The organism is Pseudalkalibacillus sp. NRS-1564, assembly GCF_050467905.1.
GTDB lineage: Bacteria > Bacillota > Bacilli > Bacillales > Guptibacillaceae > Guptibacillus > Guptibacillus hwajinpoensis_B.
The window spans coordinates 18,595-36,659 of the sequence record NZ_JBITPM010000048.1; the positions used below are offsets into that span (position 1 = coordinate 18,595).

The 18,065-nt window shown below is 41.3% G+C and carries 19 protein-coding genes and 1 pseudogene; 16 read left to right on the plus strand and 4 right to left on the minus strand.

Translation table 11 applies throughout. The features are described from left to right. The first annotated feature begins 3 nt into the window (after positions 1-3). From ACIFPW_RS20920 to ACIFPW_RS20930, 3 genes are all read left to right on the plus strand, one after another. Positions 4-732, plus strand: coding sequence for a LytR/AlgR family response regulator transcription factor (locus tag ACIFPW_RS20920; RefSeq protein ID WP_430247002.1), 729 nt, complete (start codon positions 4-6; stop codon positions 730-732). Between the two features lie 137 nt (positions 733-869). Continuing rightward, positions 870-2,327 carry a carbon starvation CstA family protein gene (locus tag ACIFPW_RS20925; RefSeq protein WP_098446184.1) on the plus strand — a complete coding sequence of 486 codons (1,458 nt, stop codon included), beginning with the start codon at positions 870-872 and terminating at the stop codon, positions 2,325-2,327. 65 nt (positions 2,328-2,392) lie between these two features. Then, positions 2,393-2,542: a hypothetical protein gene (locus ACIFPW_RS20930; protein ID WP_283153130.1), complete on the plus strand. Its 150-nt coding sequence runs from the start codon at positions 2,393-2,395 to the stop codon at positions 2,540-2,542. A gap of 49 nt (positions 2,543-2,591) precedes the next feature. Here the strand turns inward: ACIFPW_RS20930 and ACIFPW_RS20935 are convergent, their stop codons facing one another. Then, the gene (locus tag ACIFPW_RS20935; protein WP_430247003.1) at positions 2,592-3,419 is read right to left on the minus strand and encodes a nucleotidyltransferase; all 828 of its coding nucleotides are present in this window, start codon (positions 3,417-3,419) and stop codon (positions 2,592-2,594) included. A gap of 176 nt (positions 3,420-3,595) precedes the next feature. Here ACIFPW_RS20935 and ACIFPW_RS20940 point away from each other — a divergent pair, with 176 nt between their 5' ends. From ACIFPW_RS20940 to ACIFPW_RS20960, 5 genes are all read left to right on the plus strand, one after another. After that, complete coding sequence (locus ACIFPW_RS20940; protein WP_194222392.1) at positions 3,596-3,838, plus strand: hypothetical protein; 243 nt, start codon at positions 3,596-3,598, stop codon at positions 3,836-3,838. Positions 3,839-4,025: 187 nt separating this feature from the next. Beyond that, positions 4,026-4,976: an L-lactate dehydrogenase gene (locus ACIFPW_RS20945; protein ID WP_430247004.1), complete on the plus strand. Its 951-nt coding sequence runs from the start codon at positions 4,026-4,028 to the stop codon at positions 4,974-4,976. A 32-nt stretch (positions 4,977-5,008) separates the two neighbouring features. Then, on the plus strand, positions 5,009-6,661 hold the full coding sequence (locus ACIFPW_RS20950) for a lactate permease LctP family transporter (RefSeq protein ID WP_430247005.1): 1,653 nt from the start codon (positions 5,009-5,011) through the stop codon (positions 6,659-6,661). 143 nt (positions 6,662-6,804) lie between these two features. Next, a complete protein-coding gene (locus tag ACIFPW_RS20955) occupies positions 6,805-6,993 on the plus strand; it encodes a spore germination protein (RefSeq protein WP_194222395.1) in 189 nt (62 codons plus the stop codon). Between the two features lie 134 nt (positions 6,994-7,127). Further along, positions 7,128-7,928: an alpha/beta hydrolase family protein gene (locus ACIFPW_RS20960; protein ID WP_430247006.1), complete on the plus strand. Its 801-nt coding sequence runs from the start codon at positions 7,128-7,130 to the stop codon at positions 7,926-7,928. A 43-nt stretch (positions 7,929-7,971) separates the two neighbouring features. Here the strand turns inward: ACIFPW_RS20960 and ACIFPW_RS20965 are convergent, their stop codons facing one another. Further along, positions 7,972-8,334: a winged helix-turn-helix transcriptional regulator gene (locus tag ACIFPW_RS20965; protein ID WP_098446173.1), complete on the minus strand. Its 363-nt coding sequence runs from the start codon at positions 8,332-8,334 to the stop codon at positions 7,972-7,974. A gap of 184 nt (positions 8,335-8,518) precedes the next feature. Here ACIFPW_RS20965 and hxlA point away from each other — a divergent pair, with 184 nt between their 5' ends. From hxlA to ACIFPW_RS20990, 5 genes are all read left to right on the plus strand, one after another. Continuing rightward, the gene (gene hxlA, locus ACIFPW_RS20970; protein ID WP_430247007.1) at positions 8,519-9,148 is read left to right on the plus strand and encodes a 3-hexulose-6-phosphate synthase; all 630 of its coding nucleotides are present in this window, start codon (positions 8,519-8,521) and stop codon (positions 9,146-9,148) included. A 6-nt stretch (positions 9,149-9,154) separates the two neighbouring features. Further along, positions 9,155-9,709 (plus strand): 6-phospho-3-hexuloisomerase, encoded by a 555-nt coding sequence (hxlB, locus tag ACIFPW_RS20975; RefSeq protein ID WP_430247008.1) that lies wholly within the window; start codon positions 9,155-9,157, stop codon positions 9,707-9,709. 203 nt (positions 9,710-9,912) lie between these two features. Beyond that, positions 9,913-10,971 carry a fatty acid desaturase gene (locus ACIFPW_RS20980; RefSeq protein ID WP_430247009.1) on the plus strand — a complete coding sequence of 353 codons (1,059 nt, stop codon included), beginning with the start codon at positions 9,913-9,915 and terminating at the stop codon, positions 10,969-10,971. 132 nt (positions 10,972-11,103) lie between these two features. Continuing rightward, positions 11,104-12,240: a histidine kinase gene (locus ACIFPW_RS20985; RefSeq protein WP_430247010.1), complete on the plus strand. Its 1,137-nt coding sequence runs from the start codon at positions 11,104-11,106 to the stop codon at positions 12,238-12,240. Beyond that, the gene (locus tag ACIFPW_RS20990; RefSeq protein WP_430247011.1) at positions 12,237-12,836 is read left to right on the plus strand and encodes a response regulator; all 600 of its coding nucleotides are present in this window, start codon (positions 12,237-12,239) and stop codon (positions 12,834-12,836) included. The genes ACIFPW_RS20985 and ACIFPW_RS20990 overlap by 4 nt, the downstream gene beginning before the upstream one ends. A gap of 16 nt (positions 12,837-12,852) precedes the next feature. On the opposite strand, the gene ACIFPW_RS20995 is transcribed toward ACIFPW_RS20990, so the two are convergent. After that, complete coding sequence (locus tag ACIFPW_RS20995) at positions 12,853-13,038, minus strand: hypothetical protein (RefSeq protein WP_430247012.1); 186 nt, start codon at positions 13,036-13,038, stop codon at positions 12,853-12,855. A gap of 237 nt (positions 13,039-13,275) precedes the next feature. On the opposite strand from ACIFPW_RS20995, the pseudogene ACIFPW_RS21000 reads away from it, so the two are divergent. After that, a pseudogene (locus ACIFPW_RS21000) lies at positions 13,276-13,362 on the plus strand (YjcZ family sporulation protein); the annotation flags it as partial. 269 nt (positions 13,363-13,631) lie between these two features. Here the strand turns inward: ACIFPW_RS21000 and ACIFPW_RS21005 are convergent. Next, entirely contained in the window at positions 13,632-14,282 is a 651-nt protein-coding gene (locus ACIFPW_RS21005; RefSeq protein WP_430247013.1) for an SDR family oxidoreductase, read from the minus strand. A 390-nt stretch (positions 14,283-14,672) separates the two neighbouring features. On the opposite strand from ACIFPW_RS21005, the gene ACIFPW_RS21010 reads away from it, so the two are divergent. Both ACIFPW_RS21010 and katG read left to right on the plus strand, forming a co-directional pair. After that, a complete protein-coding gene (locus ACIFPW_RS21010) occupies positions 14,673-15,497 on the plus strand; it encodes a Cof-type HAD-IIB family hydrolase (RefSeq protein ID WP_430247014.1) in 825 nt (274 codons plus the stop codon). Positions 15,498-15,799: 302 nt separating this feature from the next. Then, positions 15,800-18,037 (plus strand): catalase/peroxidase HPI, encoded by a 2,238-nt coding sequence (gene katG / locus ACIFPW_RS21015; protein WP_430247015.1) that lies wholly within the window; start codon positions 15,800-15,802, stop codon positions 18,035-18,037. Positions 18,038-18,065: the final 28 nt, after the last annotated feature.

Genomic DNA, 18,065 nt, shown 5'->3' on the forward strand with positions numbered 1-18,065 from the left:
TAGATGAACGAAATGAAATGTTTAATCGTGGATGATGAACGATACAGCCGCCAGGAACTCGTTCATTTACTCTCACATTTTAAATCGATAAATGTGATCGGTGAGGCTGATTCAGGTGAAACAGCAGTGATCAAAGCACTTCAACTTCAACCAGATGTTGTTTTTCTTGATGTTGAGATGCCCAAAATGAATGGGATGGAAGCAGCAAAAGCCTTATTGGAACTTAAGAAATCTCCTCTAATCGTTTTTGCGACCGCTTATCCTGAATTTGCTGCAGAAGCTTTTCGATATGAAGCGATTGACTATCTTCTGAAACCCTATGATGAAGAACAGCTTCATCAAACCGTACAACGTCTAGAGAAGTTGATGCAAGTATCTACTAAAGAAGAACCTCCGCCAAAGAAAGGCAAGCTCTCAGTTGAACTAGAAGGTGAGATTCATTACCTCGATCCCAATGATATCCTCTTTATTTTTCGCGATGAAAAAATCTCACGGATCGTTGTAAAAAATGGCGAGTACGAAGTGAAGATGGCGCTAAAAGAACTTGAAAGCCGACTATCCTCCTTTTCGTTTTTTAGAATTCATAAAGGATATCTTGTTAATCTTCACTACGTGACGCGCCTGACCCCATGGTTTAATGGTGCTTATCAGCTTGAATTAGAAGGTGTTCGAGAAAAGCTTTCTGTAAGTCGTAATTATGTAAAAGCACTACGTACAGAACTTGAATTGTAATTCCGAGTGCATTTCAGTCTTTCATACAGACATCTCAATCCAACTTTCAGACATGTTAGAGCGGAATTAGTCCATTCCTCCCTCTCATCTCTTATACTTTATGTAAACGCATACATTGTACGGAAAGGGATGATTTCATGTATACATTTCTAGCAGGAATTGCACTTCTTATTATTGGTTATTTTACTTATGGAAAATTTGTTGAGAAAATTTTTGGCATTAAGGAAGCACGTCAAACCCCCGCCTATACGCATCAGGATGGCGTCGATTACCTTCCAATGAACACGAAGAAGAACTCCTTGATTCAATTATTGAACATTGCAGGAGTTGGTCCAATCTTCGGACCGATTCTTGGTGCACTCTACGGGCCAGTCGCTTTTCTCTGGATCGTATTTGGCTGTATTTTCGCAGGAGCTGTTCACGATTACCTTACAGGAATGATCTCCATTCGTAACAGGGGCGCTCACTTACCTGAACTTGCTGGAAAGTTTCTTGGAAAAGTGATGAAGCACGTTGTGAATGCTTTCGCTGTGCTACTTCTCCTCCTAACAGGAACGGTGTTTGTCACAGCACCAGCTGGACTATTGAACAACTTAATGAACGGCTGGGCAACAATGGGTCTTATTCTAGGAGCAATTTTTGTTTACTATATCCTAGCTACATTGTTACCGATTGATAAAATCATTGGACGCTTTTATCCGATTTTTGGTGCACTTCTTCTTATTAGCGCACTCGGCGTTGGTGCTGGACTTGTGTTCACTGGCGCACCGATTCCTGAAATCACGCTAAGTAATTTCCACCCTGACAATGCACCAGTCTTTCCATTACTATTCTTAACAATTTCTTGTGGCGCACTTTCTGGATTTCACGCTACACAAACGCCAATCATTTCACGCACAACGCAAAATGAAAAACAAGGTCGCAACATTTTCTACGGAATGATGATTGCAGAAGGTGTCATTGCGATGATTTGGGCTGCTGCTGCTATGAGCTTATTCAATGGACCTGTTGGGTTAAATGAACTGCTTGCTAATGGTGGACCGGCTGCGATTGTAAGTGAAGCTTCTACTCTCATGCTAGGTGCGATCGGTGGAACGCTTGCCATTCTTGGTGTTATCGTCCTTCCAATCACGTCCGGCGATACGGCCTTCAGAAGTGCTCGTATGATTATTGCAGACTACTTTAATTACTCACAGCGTAAAGTAACAAATCGCCTCTGGATCGCACTACCGCTATTCGTTGTCGCATTTGGGCTTACGAAAATTGATTTTACCCTTCTATGGAGATACTTCTCATGGGCTAACCAGTCTACAGCGATGATTGCCTTATGGGTTGGTGCAATGTACTTGTTTATTGCAAAGAAAAACTACTGGATTGCCATGATCCCAGCAATTTTTATCACAATGGCAACGACAACTTACATTCTTAATGCACCAATCGGCTTTCGGTTACCAATGAATGTCGCCTACATCGGCGCAACCATCATTACGATCGCCGTTATTGTAGCTTTCTTCTACTCTGCTCGCAAGCAACGCGCTGCCAACATTCCACTAGAAATCGATATCTCCGGTTGGGATAAGGATAGCGTTGCTTAAAGGGATACATTGAACAGAGAATCCCCTTTGACGGATAGCGTATTAAACCGAAAAGGTGTGATGATATGGGCTGCTGCCAATCGAAAGATAAAACGACTCTTGAAGAGGAAGAAGAACGTATTAATGAGAAGGGAAAAGAACAGCTCCCTCTCTTTGGAAAAGTGATCCTTAGCGTTTTGTTTCTTTGCGGAATTGCGCTAATCACCTATTTATGAAATTTTGAAAAGGGAGCGAGATCGAATCCATGATCTCGCTCCCTTTTTACTACTCAATCGAAAGATGCCGAACTCTTTCAGGGTTATACTCATTTAGCCAATCATTCGCTTCTTGAATAAGCCATTTCCCATACTGATCCAAAAAGTGAGTAATCTCTTCTATTGAGGATGTAGGAAATACAGCGTATGTTAAGGCTTGTTTCATATAAGACTCTTTATGTGGATAAAAATTACTAAACAGCTTATAAGCTGGATAAAGGTCTCTTGTATACATTGGATCTTTCTCCATCACAAGCGCGAGACCGCTCCGGACAATGATTTTCATAATCCATCCGCAGCAATCCGCTATATCTTCACTATCTTCATTTCCAACAAGCTCGCTTTTTGCCTGAACGATGTGGTTTTCTAGCTGAATCAGATGATCATTTGCAAGAGCTCTATGTGGCTTGAACCTAGGAATAGCTTTTGCCACATCTTTTCCATAAACACAGAGACTGGACGTTTTCAGCATGAATGGAATGATTGAAAAGGAAGTTAACCCCTCTAACTCTTTAGCTGAATAGAAACTTATCTCACACCCATTTAACCATGGAAATTCATCAACTAATTGTTGATTCAATAATTCAGCTACTTGCTCATTCCCGTTCTCTGTTAAAACAATGAGATCGAGATCAGACACACCTTCTATTCCTTCCCCCTTTGGCGCTGATCCTCTTAAATAAATGCTGCTTAAAGGCATAGCTATAGTTAAATTCTCCACAGCACGATCGATCGCGTTTCGATAGTTTCTATTGATTTTCTCCCAAGACGTATCATTTACAAGGTACCCCTCATGATCGACTTGATAGAAAGACCCAATTTGTTTAATACCGTCCATTTCACCCCTCCTTCGTTCTAGCCTTATCATAGCTACTTTATTTCTTTTATAAAAGAGCTGTTATTTTGTTTTAGCTCCATTCCTGTCCAAACCTCACCTATCCGAATTTCATAAAGTAATAATGCACGATCTAAGAGTTTCCCGACTCTTACATTTAACAAGAAAAGAGGAATAACATGTCTTATCACGACGAATTCACTAAAAACGCTGGTAGGTGTGTAGCCATTCGCTGTCATGATGGCAAAACGCATTACGGTTACATCGATCACTGTGACCGCGACAATGTCTACCTTCGCCCGATGGATGGCGAAAACGATGGGCCAGGCTTTGGTAGCTACTTCTTTTTCGGAGCGGCTCTCATTGCAGTCGGTCTTGCCTCCATCGCCGCTTATAGCTGGTCACCTTTCTTTTTCTGGTAAAAAACAAAACGCTCAGATTTTGAGCGTTTTTTACATAGACTCCTCATGTAATCATGTTTATTTTACCTTTTAAAATTAATTTTATATGTAAACCTTTTCATGTGATCTTTGTCACATATGAGCAATTAAATCCACGTTATATTATGTATGTGAAAGACATCACATACAATAGATTGGTGGAATTAATATGAAAAACGAACGATATACAACGAGAGTTGCTGTCATTGGAACTGGATTTGTTGGGACAAGCTATGCTTTCGCCTTATTAAATCAAGAAGTAGTAAATGAAATGGTGCTCATTGACTTAAATAAAGAAAAAGCTGAAGGAGAAGCAAGAGATTTAAATCACAGGATGCCGTTTGGATCAGCTATGAGAATTTGGGCAGGGGATTATGAAGACTGTCGAGATGCTGACATTGTCGTAATTACAGCCGGCGCAAATCAGAAACCTGGGGAAACGAGACTTGATCTTGTTGAAAAGAATGTAAACATCTTCAGGGGAATTGTTACTGCCGTTATGGAGAGTGGTTTTGACGGACTATTCATCGTTGCAACGAATCCAGTAGATATCCTCTCTTATGCTACATGGAAATTCTCTGGTCTACCGATGGAACGCGTTATTGGTTCTGGTACGATTCTTGATACCGCAAGACTTCGTTACTTAATCGGCGATCATTTCAAGGTCGATTCTAGAAATGTACATGCTTATATCCTCGGCGAGCATGGCGATACGGAGCTTCCAGTATGGAGCCACGCTACCATTAGTAGCCGCCCAGTAACGAAAATGCTATCAGAAGAAGAGTTGCCAGTACTTGACGAGATTTTCACGAACGTCCGCGACGCAGCTTACCACATTATTCATCGGAAAGGCGCAACTTATTACGGTATTGCAATGGGACTTGTACGTCTGACCAAAGCGATTCTAAGGAACGAAAGCTCTATCCTAACGATCTCAACATTGATGCAAGGTGAATATGGTCTTAATGACATCTATATTGGCGCACCTGCCATTATCGACAGAAACGGTATTCGAGAAATAGTAGAGCTTGATCTCACAGAGACCGAGATGAAACAACTGCATCATTCTGCAAGGACGTTACGCGAAGCAATGAAACCCTGTTTTGAGACGGTTAAATGAAACCCTACTATAACACTTAAGAGGTGATCCCCATGGAAACATGGACACAAGTATATGACCCATTTAATAACATCTGGCTATCCGCTTTTATTGCTCTTATTCCGATTTTCTTTTTCTTTCTTGCTCTTACAGCATTTCGAATGAAAGGGCATATCGCTGCTACTGTTACAGTGATGCTCGCTATAGTGATTGCGATTCTCTTCTATGATATGCCTATTACGATGGTTGCAGCGACAACTGGTTACGGTTTTACATTTGGCTTATGGCCAATTTCTTACATCGTAATTGGAGCTGTCTACCTTTATAAACTTTCTGTAAAAAGTGGGCAATTTGATATTATCAGAAGTTCCATTGTATCCATTACGGACGACAAACGAATTCAAATGTTGCTCGTCGCCTTTTCATTTAATGCGTTTCTTGAAGGCGCAGCTGGTTTTGGAGCACCGATTGCGATTACAGCCGCTCTTCTTGTAGGACTTGGATTCGAACCACTTAAAGCAGCGGGCCTTTGTTTAATCGCCAATACAGCTAGTGGAGCATTTGGAGCAATGGGCATCCCTGTCATTGTTGCCGGTCAAGTGAGCGGGCTCGCTCCACTGGAAATTGGTCAATTTCTTGGCACGTCTCTTCCCTTTATCTCTTTCACAATTCCATTCCTACTCGTCGTCATTATGGATGGTATGAAAGGCTTGAAAGAAGTATGGCCAGCAGCTCTTGTAGCCGGTAGTACTTATGCCATTACACAATGGGCGACAGTAACTTTTATTGGACCAGAGCTGCCTAATATTACGTCTTCTATCGTTAGTTTAGTAGCCGTAGCTGTATTCGTGAAAATTCGGCATCCAAAAATGCAGCAAACTCAGGGAATTAACCCTGAAGTGGAGGCACACCTGGCTGTTTCTCTTGACCCTGAAGCTCAACTAACCGCAGGTAGAATTTTAAAAGCATGGTCTCCATTTATTGCGTTAACAGGAATGGTAACAATCTGGAGTTTAAAACCTTTCAAAAATTTATTTGTAGAAGGCGGATTACTTGAAGCAACGATTCTTCAAATTCCTGTACCTGGACTCCATAATCTCGTCATTAAAACAGCACCAATTGTAAGTGAACCTACACCATATGGGGCGATGTTGAAACTTGATCTTCTTTCAGCAACAGGAACAGCCATCTTCATCGCTGCGGTCCTATCTATTTTCATTCTTAGAATGAGTCCTAAAGCAGCGCTAGAAGCTTTTGTTGAAACAATAAAAGAACTTCAAAAGCCCGTACTTACAATTATGATGGTGCTAGGATTTGCCTTCATTGCAAATTATAGTGGCATGAGCTCTACATTAGGTCTAGCTCTTGCTGCAAGCGGAGGTGTCTTCCCATTCCTTTCTCCACTCCTAGGATGGCTTGGCGTATTCTTAACTGGTTCTGTTACGTCTAACAATGCTTTATTCGGGAACTTGCAACAAATTACTGCTCAGCAAATTGCTGTTCTTCCAATGGTTCTCGTTGCTGCGAATACTGCAGGTGGCGTGATGGCAAAAATGCTATCTCCTCAGTCTATCGCTGTTGCAACAGGTGCGGTTGGCCTAGTAGGACGAGAAGGAGATCTCTTCCGTTTCACTCTTAAATATAGCTTCGTCTTTTTACTCATCACCGGGGGCATCACATTTGCGCAAGCGATTTTCATAAGTTAACGATTTAATTAGGAGTCAAGAAGCTGACTCCTATTTTTTATGCTTCATTAAATTTAGACGCTAATTTTAAAGACATGTCCACACCATTCACTCAGTTTGTCCATATACTGCTATCAGAAGATGGCTTTTGAGGAGTGAAATGGATGGGTTGTTTTATTAGAGGACCAGTGATCATTACAAATAATAGCGGAACGGTAGTCCAATGTGCACACACGATCTCCCCAATCTCCGTAAGTAATACGGTTAGTGGATCCGGTGGGGGCAATACAGGATCATTTATGATTGTAAATAATTTCTATAGCGTTGCAAAAGGAATAAAGTCCGGACAATAGGCATCATTATTCTTTTTATGAAGTAAAGCCAATCGATTAACGATTGGTTTTTTCAATTCCTAACGTAATGAAAGTGTCAGGAGATATGCGATAATGAAGAGGACTCTAATCCAATCTGAGAGGTGGTAAGTAACATGGAGAAATTTTTCTACGGAGAGAACGAAAATCAATTTGGCGAACTACGACTTCCAGAAGGAGAAAGACCTTTCCCCGTGGCAATCGTTATTCACGGCGGCTTTTGGAGAAAACCGTTCACACTCGAGATCATGAGAAAAGTGGCGGAAGATTTAACAGCGAGTGGATTTGCCACGTGGAACATTGAATACCGTCGAACGGGACAAGAAGGCGGAGGTTATCCTGGAACACTTACAGATGCTGCAAAAGCAACTGACTACATAAGAACACTTGCAGAATCCTATCCGCTCGATCTAAACAAAGTGGTTACGATTGGACATTCAGCTGGGGGCCATCTTGCTACATGGATTGCTGCGCGTCACCGTATAGATAAGAATAGTGAGTTATTCATTACGGACACCCCTCTTCCTATTCACGGAGTGGTTAGCCTTGCAGGTGTGAACGATCTTGAAATGATGCATGGTGTTCATGAGTACAGAGATCAAGTCCTCTCTCTTGAACCAAATAATCCTACTGCAGAACTATTAGGCGGTTCGCCTGAAGAATATTCAGAGCGCTACAAAAATGCTTCCCCTGTGGAACTTCTTCCACTTGGTGTTCAACAAATTCTCGTTCATGGTGCGCTAGACATTAATGTTCCGATCGGGATTAGTGATTACTACCAGCGCGAAGCTGAAGGCGAAGGCGATTTTGTTAAACTTATCGAACTCCCCTCAGCAGAACACTTTGTGCTGACCGATACGAATTCATTTGCATGGGAAACAATTAAGGAAGAACTTTCACTTTTAGTCGAATATTAAAATAAACGAAAAGCCGGGGAGCGCCCCGGCTTTTCGTTTATTTCTATACAGACTCTTTCGTCTCAATCGGTTTGCCAAGGACGTTCTGATTGTAATTCTTCCCCCACTCATACATGGAGTCGAGTATAGGCATTAATGTTTCACCTTGCTCGGTAAGGGAATACTCTACTTTCGGAGGGACAACAGGGTATACTTCTCGATGTACGATTTGGTCGTCTTCTAATTCTCGTAGCTGGTTCACTAGCATACGCTGTGTAATTCCCGGCATTAGTGACTTTAGCTCACCAAATCGCTTCGTTCCCTGCTTACCTAAATGCCATAAGATAAGCATTTTCCATTTGCCTCCGATAACCGCAAGCGTTAATTCTTTTTCACAGTAAAATGTTTTATCCTGGGTACGTGACATACGCATCACCTCCGTTTAAGCCCAGTATAACTCATAGTATACTTTTTGACACTATGTAAGTTTAATGTGCGTACTTACATTAATAGGTTGTAAGCAGTATACTTGCTACTACACCAACAGATCGATTATATTGGTGTCGGACAAGAGAGAGAAAGAAAAATTATGGATTGGGAGTGAACGTATTATGAAATTACAGCTAGCATTAGATTTGGTAAACACAGAAGAAGGTATTGAACTAGTGAAAGAAGTTCAGGAGCATATTGATATTGTTGAAATCGGTACGCCGATCGTCATCAATGAAGGTCTTCGTGCTGTCAAAGATATGAAAGCAGCATTCCCTAACCTTGAAGTTCTTGCAGACCTTAAAATTATGGATGCTGCAGGATATGAAGTTATGAAAGCATCTGAATCTAACGCAGATATCATCACAATTCTTGGTGCTGCTGAAGATGAATCAATCAAAGGTGCTGTTGAAGAAGCGAAGAAACAAGGTAAGGAAATCCTTGTTGATATGATGGCAGTGAAAGATCTCGCAACTCGTGCGAAAGAAGTAGACGCACTTGGCGTTGACTATATTTGTGTCCACACTGGATACGATCTTCAAGCAAAAGGCCAGAATTCTTTCGAAGACCTTGAAACAATTAAAGGCGTCGTAAAGAATTCGAAAACAGCAATCGCTGGTGGCATTAAGCTTGATTCTCTTGAAGAAGTTGTAAAAGTACAACCAGACCTTGTCATCGTAGGTGGCGGTATTACTGGTGAAGACGATAAAAAAGCCGTTGCATCAAAAATGCAAGAGCTTATTAAAGGATAATCAACCATGCAGACTACTCACTATTTAGCTGAAATCATTGATGAGCTAAATCGTTCAGTAGATCTCATTGCTGACGAAGAAGCGGAACAGCTCGCTAACGAAATTCTCGAAGCGAACAAGGTTTTCGTTGCTGGCGGTGGTCGATCTGGCTTTATGGCAAAGTCTTTTGCGATGCGCATGATGCACATGGGAATTGATGCTTACGTTGTTGGCGAAACGGTCACACCAAACTTTGAAGAAGGTGATCTTGTCATCATCGGATCAGGTTCTGGTGAAACGAAACAGCTCGTTTCCATTGCGAATAAGGCCGCCAATATCGGCGGAAAGATCGCTGCTGTAACAATTAATCCTGACTCAACAATTGGCGAGCTAGCAGACATCATCGTAACATTACCAGGTTCACCAAAGGATCAGTCAGGTGATTTTGAAACGATTCAGCCAATGGGCTCTTTATTTGAACAGACTCTTTTACTTTTCTATGATGCGATAATTTTACGCTTTATGGATAAGAAAGGGTTGGATACGAATAAGATGTATGGAAAGCATGCGAACTTAGAATAGTGTTAAAAGCCTGAAAAACCTCTAAAGTAGAGGTTTTTCAGGCTTTTTTGCATGATAGCATACTCTATCTTCCTTTTATCCCCAACAAACCCATGACATTTATCATGGTTATGTCCTGACGTTTGTGTCTTACACCATGACACCAAATCCTCTATCATTAGGCTTAACGTTATTTCAACTATGCCTAACAAAGGGGTAACCATATGAATGAACAAAAACAAAAACAAAAAGAATTGAAAAAAAGTGTATCAACTTTCGCAAAACCCGACACGGTCGTAGGGGTACGACAGCTCTTGAACACCCTTCTTCCATTCTTGTTGCTATGGTTTCTGGCTTATCAGAGCTTAAGCGTGTCTGCCTGGTTAGCCGTTCCACTTGCGATGATCGCAGGAGGATTTGTCGTTCGAATCTTTATTATTTTTCACGATTGCACACACGGCTCTTTCTTCAAGAGTCAAAAAGCAAACCGGATAGTTGGTACGATCTCTGGGATCATTACTCTCTTCCCGTTTGAAAAATGGAAACGCGAGCATAATATTCATCACGCAACAAGTGGAAACTTAGATAAGCGTGGAACAGGCGATATCTGGGTGATGACAGTTGAAGAGTATGCTGCAGCTACATTCTGGGGTAGACTCGCTTATCGTCTCTACCGTAACCCGATTGTAATGTTCGGGCTTGGTCCGATCTACCTTTTCCTTATCGCTAACCGTTTTAATCGCAAAGACGCGAAACGTAAAGAGCGTATGAGCACATACATTACCAACGCATCAATCGTTGCGACCTATTCCCTATTGATCCTGGCTATTGGATGGGAAGCGTTTCTAATCATTCAACTTCCAATTCTTTATGTTGCTGGGTCACTTGGAATCTGGTTGTTCTATGTTCAGCACCAATTCGAGGACTCTTATTATGAAGATGAAACAGAGTGGGACTTTGTAAAAGCAGCCGTGGATGGCAGTTCTTACTATAAACTTCCTAAACTTCTTCAGTGGGTATCCGGAAGCATCGGGTATCATCACGTGCATCACTTAAGTCCAAGAGTGCCAAACTATCATCTTGAAAAGGCGCATGAATCAACGCCTCCATTGCATAAGGCGACGACGATTACGTTATTATCAAGCCTTGAATCCATTCGATTCCGTCTATATGATACAAAGAATAAAACGTTCGTTACATTTAAAGAAGTAAAACCACTTCTTAAAAATCCTGCAAAGCTTGCGATGATGACTACGAAAAGACCAAGCTTCCAGGAAAAATAACATTACTGAAAAACCCATTCAGCCTGGATGGGTTTTTCAATATCTTTAAAGAGATTATACTAATGGTAGATAAGTGACAGGCGAATACTGATGGTATATCCTGTAATTAAAGCACCTCGAAAGGAGATCCCTATGCAAAGCTGGTATCATATCATTCCTAAGAACACTGGGATCAGTTCTTACGTTTGGATTATTTTTTGTTTGCTACCCTTCTTTTTTATTTTCCGATCTTCATCGGTTATAGAAATTACAATCGGCATCTTCGTCATTCTTTTATTTTTCTTATCCTATCGATTATCTTTCATTTCAAATAGTAAATTAGTCTATTTATGGGTCAGCATTGAAATGGCCATAAGTATTGTGATGACGATCTTATTCGGTTATGTCTACTTCGCTCTGTTTTTAGCGTTTTTTATTGGTAGCATCGAGAATAAAGCAGGGTTTCTAACACTCTATATTGTTCATCTCACAACGACGATTGCTGCAACAGTCATTATATTCTTCACTCACGATGATACATTACTACCACAGCTCCCATTTATTTTCATCTGTGTGCTTGGAGTGGCTCTACTCCCTTTTACCATTCGCTATCGAAACAAACAGCACCGCTTGGAACAACAACTCCAAAACGCGAATGAGAAAATTTCGCAGCTGATGGTGATTGAAGAAAGAGAACGGATTGCGCGAGATTTACATGATACACTCGGGCAAAAACTATCGATGATCGGACTTAAAAGCGATTTAGCTAGAAAGCTAATTCCTGTTAAGCCTGATGCTGCTATTAATGAAATTCATGATATTCGACAAACAGCCAGAACCGCTCTAAAAGAAGTACGTGAAATGGTATCGAATATGCGTGGAGCAAGAGTTGAAGACGAGCTTTTACGCGTACAACAAATTTTACAGGCCGCAGAGACGGAATTTCGTTTTGAAGGTAATCAACAACTTGAGAATACACCGTTACTCGTAGAAAATGTCTTAAGCATGTGTCTCAAAGAAGCTGTGACGAATATCGTCAAACACAGTAACGCTTCATGGTGCAGAGTTCTGATTGAACAATCTCCAACAGATGTCCTCATTCAAGTCGAAGATAACGGTGATGGCATCCCAGAAGGAACAACTTCATTCAAAGGACACGGACTACAGGGAATGAGGGAGCGACTAGAATTCGTAAACGGCTCTCTTGATATTAATTCTTCAACAGGAACAATTTTAAATATTCGTGTACCAAATGTGATTCAACAAAAAGAACAGGAGGGATCGGTGTGATACGCATCGTGCTTGCGGAGGATCAGCGTATGCTACTTGGGGCGCTTGGCGCCTTACTCGACCTAGAAGAAGGAATGGAAGTTGTCGGTCAGGCGACGAATGGTGAAGAAGCGATTTCTTTAGTAAAAGAATTACAGCCAGACATTTGTATTATGGACATTGAAATGCCACTTAAGAGCGGACTTGATGCAGCTGAAGAGCTAAGCAGTCATTCATGTAAAATCATTATACTAACAACCTTTGCTCGTGCTGGTTATTTTGAACGTGCTCGTAAAGCTGGCGTTAGTGGCTATCTTCTGAAGGATAGTCCGAGTGATGAGCTCGCAAGCTCGATTCGAAAGATCATTGAAGGTCAGAGGATATTCTCGCCTGAGTTAGTGGATCTAGCTTTCGGTAATGAAAATCCGCTAACAGAACGTGAGAAGCAAGTCATTCAGTTAATGGCTGATGGTAAAAACACAAAAGACATTTCAAGTGAACTTTACATTACCCCTGGAACGGTTCGTAATTATATTTCTGTCATTCTGGATAAATTAGAAGTAACAAATCGAATTGAAGCGATATCGCGATTCAAGGAAAAGGGCTGGTTCAAATGATGAACCAGTCCTTTTTTTAGAAATGTTTTTTTATGTTAGTTACAAACTCTTTTCCTACTCGAGTTGCTTGTCCTTCTCGATGACGAACAAGAGCAAGATACACCCTTTCATGCTCTCCTTCTTCGATCTCTACCATGACGATATCACGTTCTTTTAGTTGCTGATTGTAGCGTCGTAATGGCTGATGAAGGGTATGCTTCATTTAAATAAAAAGTACCAAATTCTACTTTAGTAAAGCAGAATTTTGTTATTAGTCTTATAAAGATCTACCTAACTTTCTTCTACCTAGTCCATCACCTAAGCACGATTCATATCTCCTTCATACACTAAAGAAGATCCTATGAAAGGAGATGATTTCATGAGTTATGGTTACGGATGTGGAAACCAGGTAGGCGGCGCTGGATATGGCGGCTGTGGAAACCAGGTAGGTGGCGCTCGTTACGGGAATGGCTTCGCGTTGATCGTTGTTTTGTTCATTCTTCTTATTATCGTTGGCGCTGCGTTTGTTAAAGGGCAAGATTGCTAATTTTTATATCACAACCATCAGGGAGAATTCCTGGTGGTTGTTTTTTTGTCCTTCTGTTCATATCCCCTTCAGAAATATTTGGAAAAAGAACATTCATAATTGTTAGTAACTACCATTTAAAAGGAGAGCACCTGATATCAGGTGCTCTCCTTTTAATCTATTCCTATCGCTTCATTCACTGACTTATACATTTCTCAATTCAAGCCTCTGAAGCTTCAAACTTATGAGTATCGTGAGACGAGTACTAAGTCCCAAGCATAACCTTTCAATTACAGTGAACTAATTTCATCCTTAATTGAATTCGTTCCAGTTACAACCTGAAATTCTTTCCCAATGGTTGCATCATTTTCAAGAGTGGCCAAAATGACACTTGCCACATCTTCTCGAGGAATTTCATTTCTCTCTACTTCGTATGCTGCATTCACTTTGCCAATTCCATTATCATTTGTTAATAAACCTGGATGGATAATTGTATAATCCAAATCAGTTGCTCTTAACCATTTGTCTGCATAATGTTTGGCTACCACGTATGGTGAAAAGGAAGAAGGTGCAGACTGGATGGCTTCACGAGATGTATCAAAGGAACTGATCATAATAAAACGCTTCACACCAGCTTGTTTTGTAGCCTCAATTGTTTTTACAGCACCGTCTAAATCAACAAGAACGGTTTTGTCTGCTCCAGTGTTTGGTCCAGAACCTGCTGTGAAGACAACAGCATCTACGCCTTCAGCAGCTTTTGCTATAGCGTTAATGTCTTCTTCCAAATCAACTACCGCTGTTTCAGCACCTAAATCTTTAAAGTAGGAAGCTTGCTCCTCTTTTCGAATCATAACTTTCGCTTCTAAGTCTTTATGATCTTGAATAAATGAAACAAGATGCTTTCCAACCTGACCGTTTGCACCAACAATAAGTACTTTCATTCTTTACTACACCCTTTCTAAGTATATTAAGCTATCAAATGATCATTAGCACAATGTTATCAATTCTTATAAATGGTTTTGTAACATCAATGCTCTACACTATTCATATACCCGTTAACATGATGCGTAAAGCATAAGAGTTTAGCGAATTGGATATATCTTTCTATTTAATTAGCTTATAAGTATTCTAAAAGCGTGGGGACGGCTAACGGAATTGACCATGATCAGCCCATGAATTTAACTAGTCCTCTATTATTTCAATTATGATCTAACGTTCTATTCGTTACCTAATACACTAATTACTTTTTTCCATTTACTAATCCCTCCCCCTCTATCTCATTATTTCTAGTAAAATGGTAAAGGAAACTAGTAAGGAGATGAAAATCACATATGTCATATAAAATGATTGTATTAGATTTAGACGATACATTGCTCAATGCTGATCAAATGATTTCTGCTCGAAGCAAAGAAGCTCTTATGCAAGCCCAGCAAGAAGGAAACAAAGTCGTGCTTGCGTCTGGACGCCCAACATTCGGAATGGTCCCATATGCTGAGGAGCTCCTGCTCGCAGACTATGAGAGTTATATTCTCTCTTTTAACGGCGGAAAGATTATTAACTGTCATTCCAAAAAGGATTTCTTCAGTCAGACATTATCTGTCGAAGCTGTTCAACGACTTTACGAAATCAGTCTTCGAGAGAACGTCTATATTCACACTTACGTCGAGGATGAAATTATTACCGCCGAAGAAAATCCCTACACAACAATTGAGTCAGATCTTACAGGCCTACCAATCACTGTCGTCGATTCGTTTATCGATCGTGTCACAGAACCGGTTGTAAAAGTTCTGATGGTTGGTGAACCGGAGCACCTGAAGAAAGTGGAAACCAAACTTCAAGCTGAGTTAGGTGAAGAATTCAGCGTGATGCGTTCCAAGCCTTACTTTCTCGAGTTTACTGATAAAGGGATTACGAAAGGCACGAGCATCGAGAAGCTTATTAACGAGCTCGGTGTTAAACGAGAAGAAGTCATTGCAGTTGGAGACAGCTACAATGATCAAGAAATGATTGAATTTGCTGGCCTCGGTGTTGCAATGGGTAATGCTCCCGATGACATCAAAAAGATTTCTGACTATATTGCAGATACGAACGAGAATGATGGTGTCGCAAAAGTGGTTGAAAAATTTCTTTTGAAGGATCAGCTTATAACAAAATAGGTTACTAAAAAGAGAGGCGGGGATTACCGCCTCTCTTTTCTATTATATGATATGCCATAAACTGTTTTTTGAAAGAGGTAAACTCGTAATGGAATCGAAAATATATAGTAAGTGGATAAATAAACCCGAAACAAGGGTGACTATTTCTTTCCCATTAATTGTAACCGCTTTATAAAACGAGTTATTAAAATTATTTTGTGAAAATTAGTGCATAACTCTTCCAAAATGATTATTAATTTATTATAATTATAATCTAATAGGAGTTATAATTAATTTTCTTAAATTCGGAAGGAGAATGAAATATGGATAAAAATGAAATGCATGACAGCCAAGCTGGGAAGTGCCCTGTCTCTCACGGCCAAACAAAGGAAGATAGCGCCATTACTACGACTAAAGTGAAGACTACAAATAAAGACTGGTGGCCGAACCAGTTAAACTTGCAACTTCTTCAACAGCACGACCGCAAAAGCAACCCAATGGGGGAAGACTTTGATTATGCTGAAGAATTCAAAAATCTGGACTATTATGCACTGAAGCAGGATCTTCGTGACTTAATGACAGACAGCCAGGACTGGTGGCCAGCTGATTATGGACATTATGGCCCTCTCTTCATCCGTATGTCATGGCACGCAGCTGGTACATATCGTACTGGTGACGGACGTGGCGGTGGCGCTACTGGATCGCAGCGTTTTGCACCATTGAACAGCTGGCCAGATAACGCGAGCCTTGATAAAGCACGTCGCCTCCTTTGGCCAATCAAGCAAAAGTACGGAAATAAGATTTCTTGGGCTGATTTACTTGTCATCACGGGGAACGTTGCGCTTGAATCAATGGGCTTGAATACATTTGGTTTTGCTGGCGGACGCGAAGATGTGTGGCATCCAGAAGAAGATATTTATTGGGGTACTGAAAAAGAGTGGCTTGGTGACAACCGTTATTCAGGCGACCGCGAGCTCGAAAGTCCGCTAGCTGCCGTTCAAATGGGGCTTATTTATGTGAATCCTGAAGGACCAAATGGCGAACCAGATCCGCTAGGAAGTGCACGTGACATTCGTGAAACATTTGCCCGAATGGGAATGAATGATGAAGAAACGGTTGCTCTTATTGCCGGTGGTCATACATTTGGTAAAGGACACGGCGCAGGAGACGCTGAAGCTAACGTTGGAGCCGCACCGGAAGCTGCTGATATTGAAGAGCAGGGACTTGGTTGGAAGAACTCTTACGGAAGTGGTAAAGGTCGCGACACAATTACAAGTGGTGTAGACGGCGCATGGACCGCTAATCCAACAAAATGGGATAACGGATACTACGACTTACTATTCGGCTATGAGTGGGAATTAACAAAAAGCCCTGCAGGTGCACACCAATGGAAGCCAGTTAATCCTAAACCAGAGCACCTTGCACCAGATGCTGAAGATCCTTCAATCAAAGTGAATACTATGATGACAACAGCAGATATGGCGCTTCGTGAAGATGAAATTTATGAAAAGATTTCACGTCGCTTCCACGAGGATATCGAATATTTCGCTGATCAATTTGCACGTGCATGGTTCAAATTGCTTCACCGTGACATGGGACCGAAAGAAAGATACCTTGGCCCTGAAGTACCACAGGAAGATTTGATCTGGCAGGACCCGATCCCGAATGTGGATTACGAATTGACTGCTGCTGAAGTTGAAAACCTGAAAGCTAAAATCCTCGACTCCGGATTAAGTGTCAGCGAGCTTGTGACAACAGCTTGGGCTTCTGCAAGTACGTATCGCGGTTCTGATTATCGCGGTGGTGCTAATGGTGCACGTATCCGCTTAGAGCCACAAAATAACTGGGATGTAAATGAACCAGAGCAATTATCAAAAGTACTATCCGTATATGAGAAAATCCAAAGCAAACTTGATAAAAAAGTTAGCCTTGCTGACTTGATTGTTCTTGGAGGTAGTGCAGCTGTAGAAAAAGCGGCAAAAGATGCTGGTGTTGACGTTACTGTTCCATTCTCACCAGGACGCGGGGATGCAACGCAAGAGCAAACAGATGTTGAAAGCTTTGACGTATTAGAGCCAATGGCTGACGGATTCCGTAACTATCAGAAGAAGGAATACACGTTAAGTCCTGAAGAGCTACTCGTCGACAAGTCACAGCTTCTCGGTCTAACTGCTCCTGAAATGACCGTTCTTATTGGTGGTATGCGCGTACTCGGGACAAACCACAAGGGTACGAAGCATGGCGTGTTCACTGCTCGCGTTGGTACACTAACAAACGACTTCTTTGTAAACCTACTCGACATGGGAATTGAATGGAAGCCAGCTGACTTCAATGAATACGAAGGACGCGACCGCAAAACAGGCGAACTTGTCCGCACTGCTTCACGCGTTGACCTCGTCTTCGGTTCAAACTCCATCCTCCGTGCTTATGCAGAAGTCTATGCACAAGAAGACAATAAAGAGAAATTCGTGCGCGACTTTGTGTCGGCATGGGTGAAGATCATGAATGCCGATCGTTTTGATCTGAAAACGAGTAAGGATAAGATGGCGTCTAAGGCTTAATAAATCATAAAAGCACCATCTCAAACGC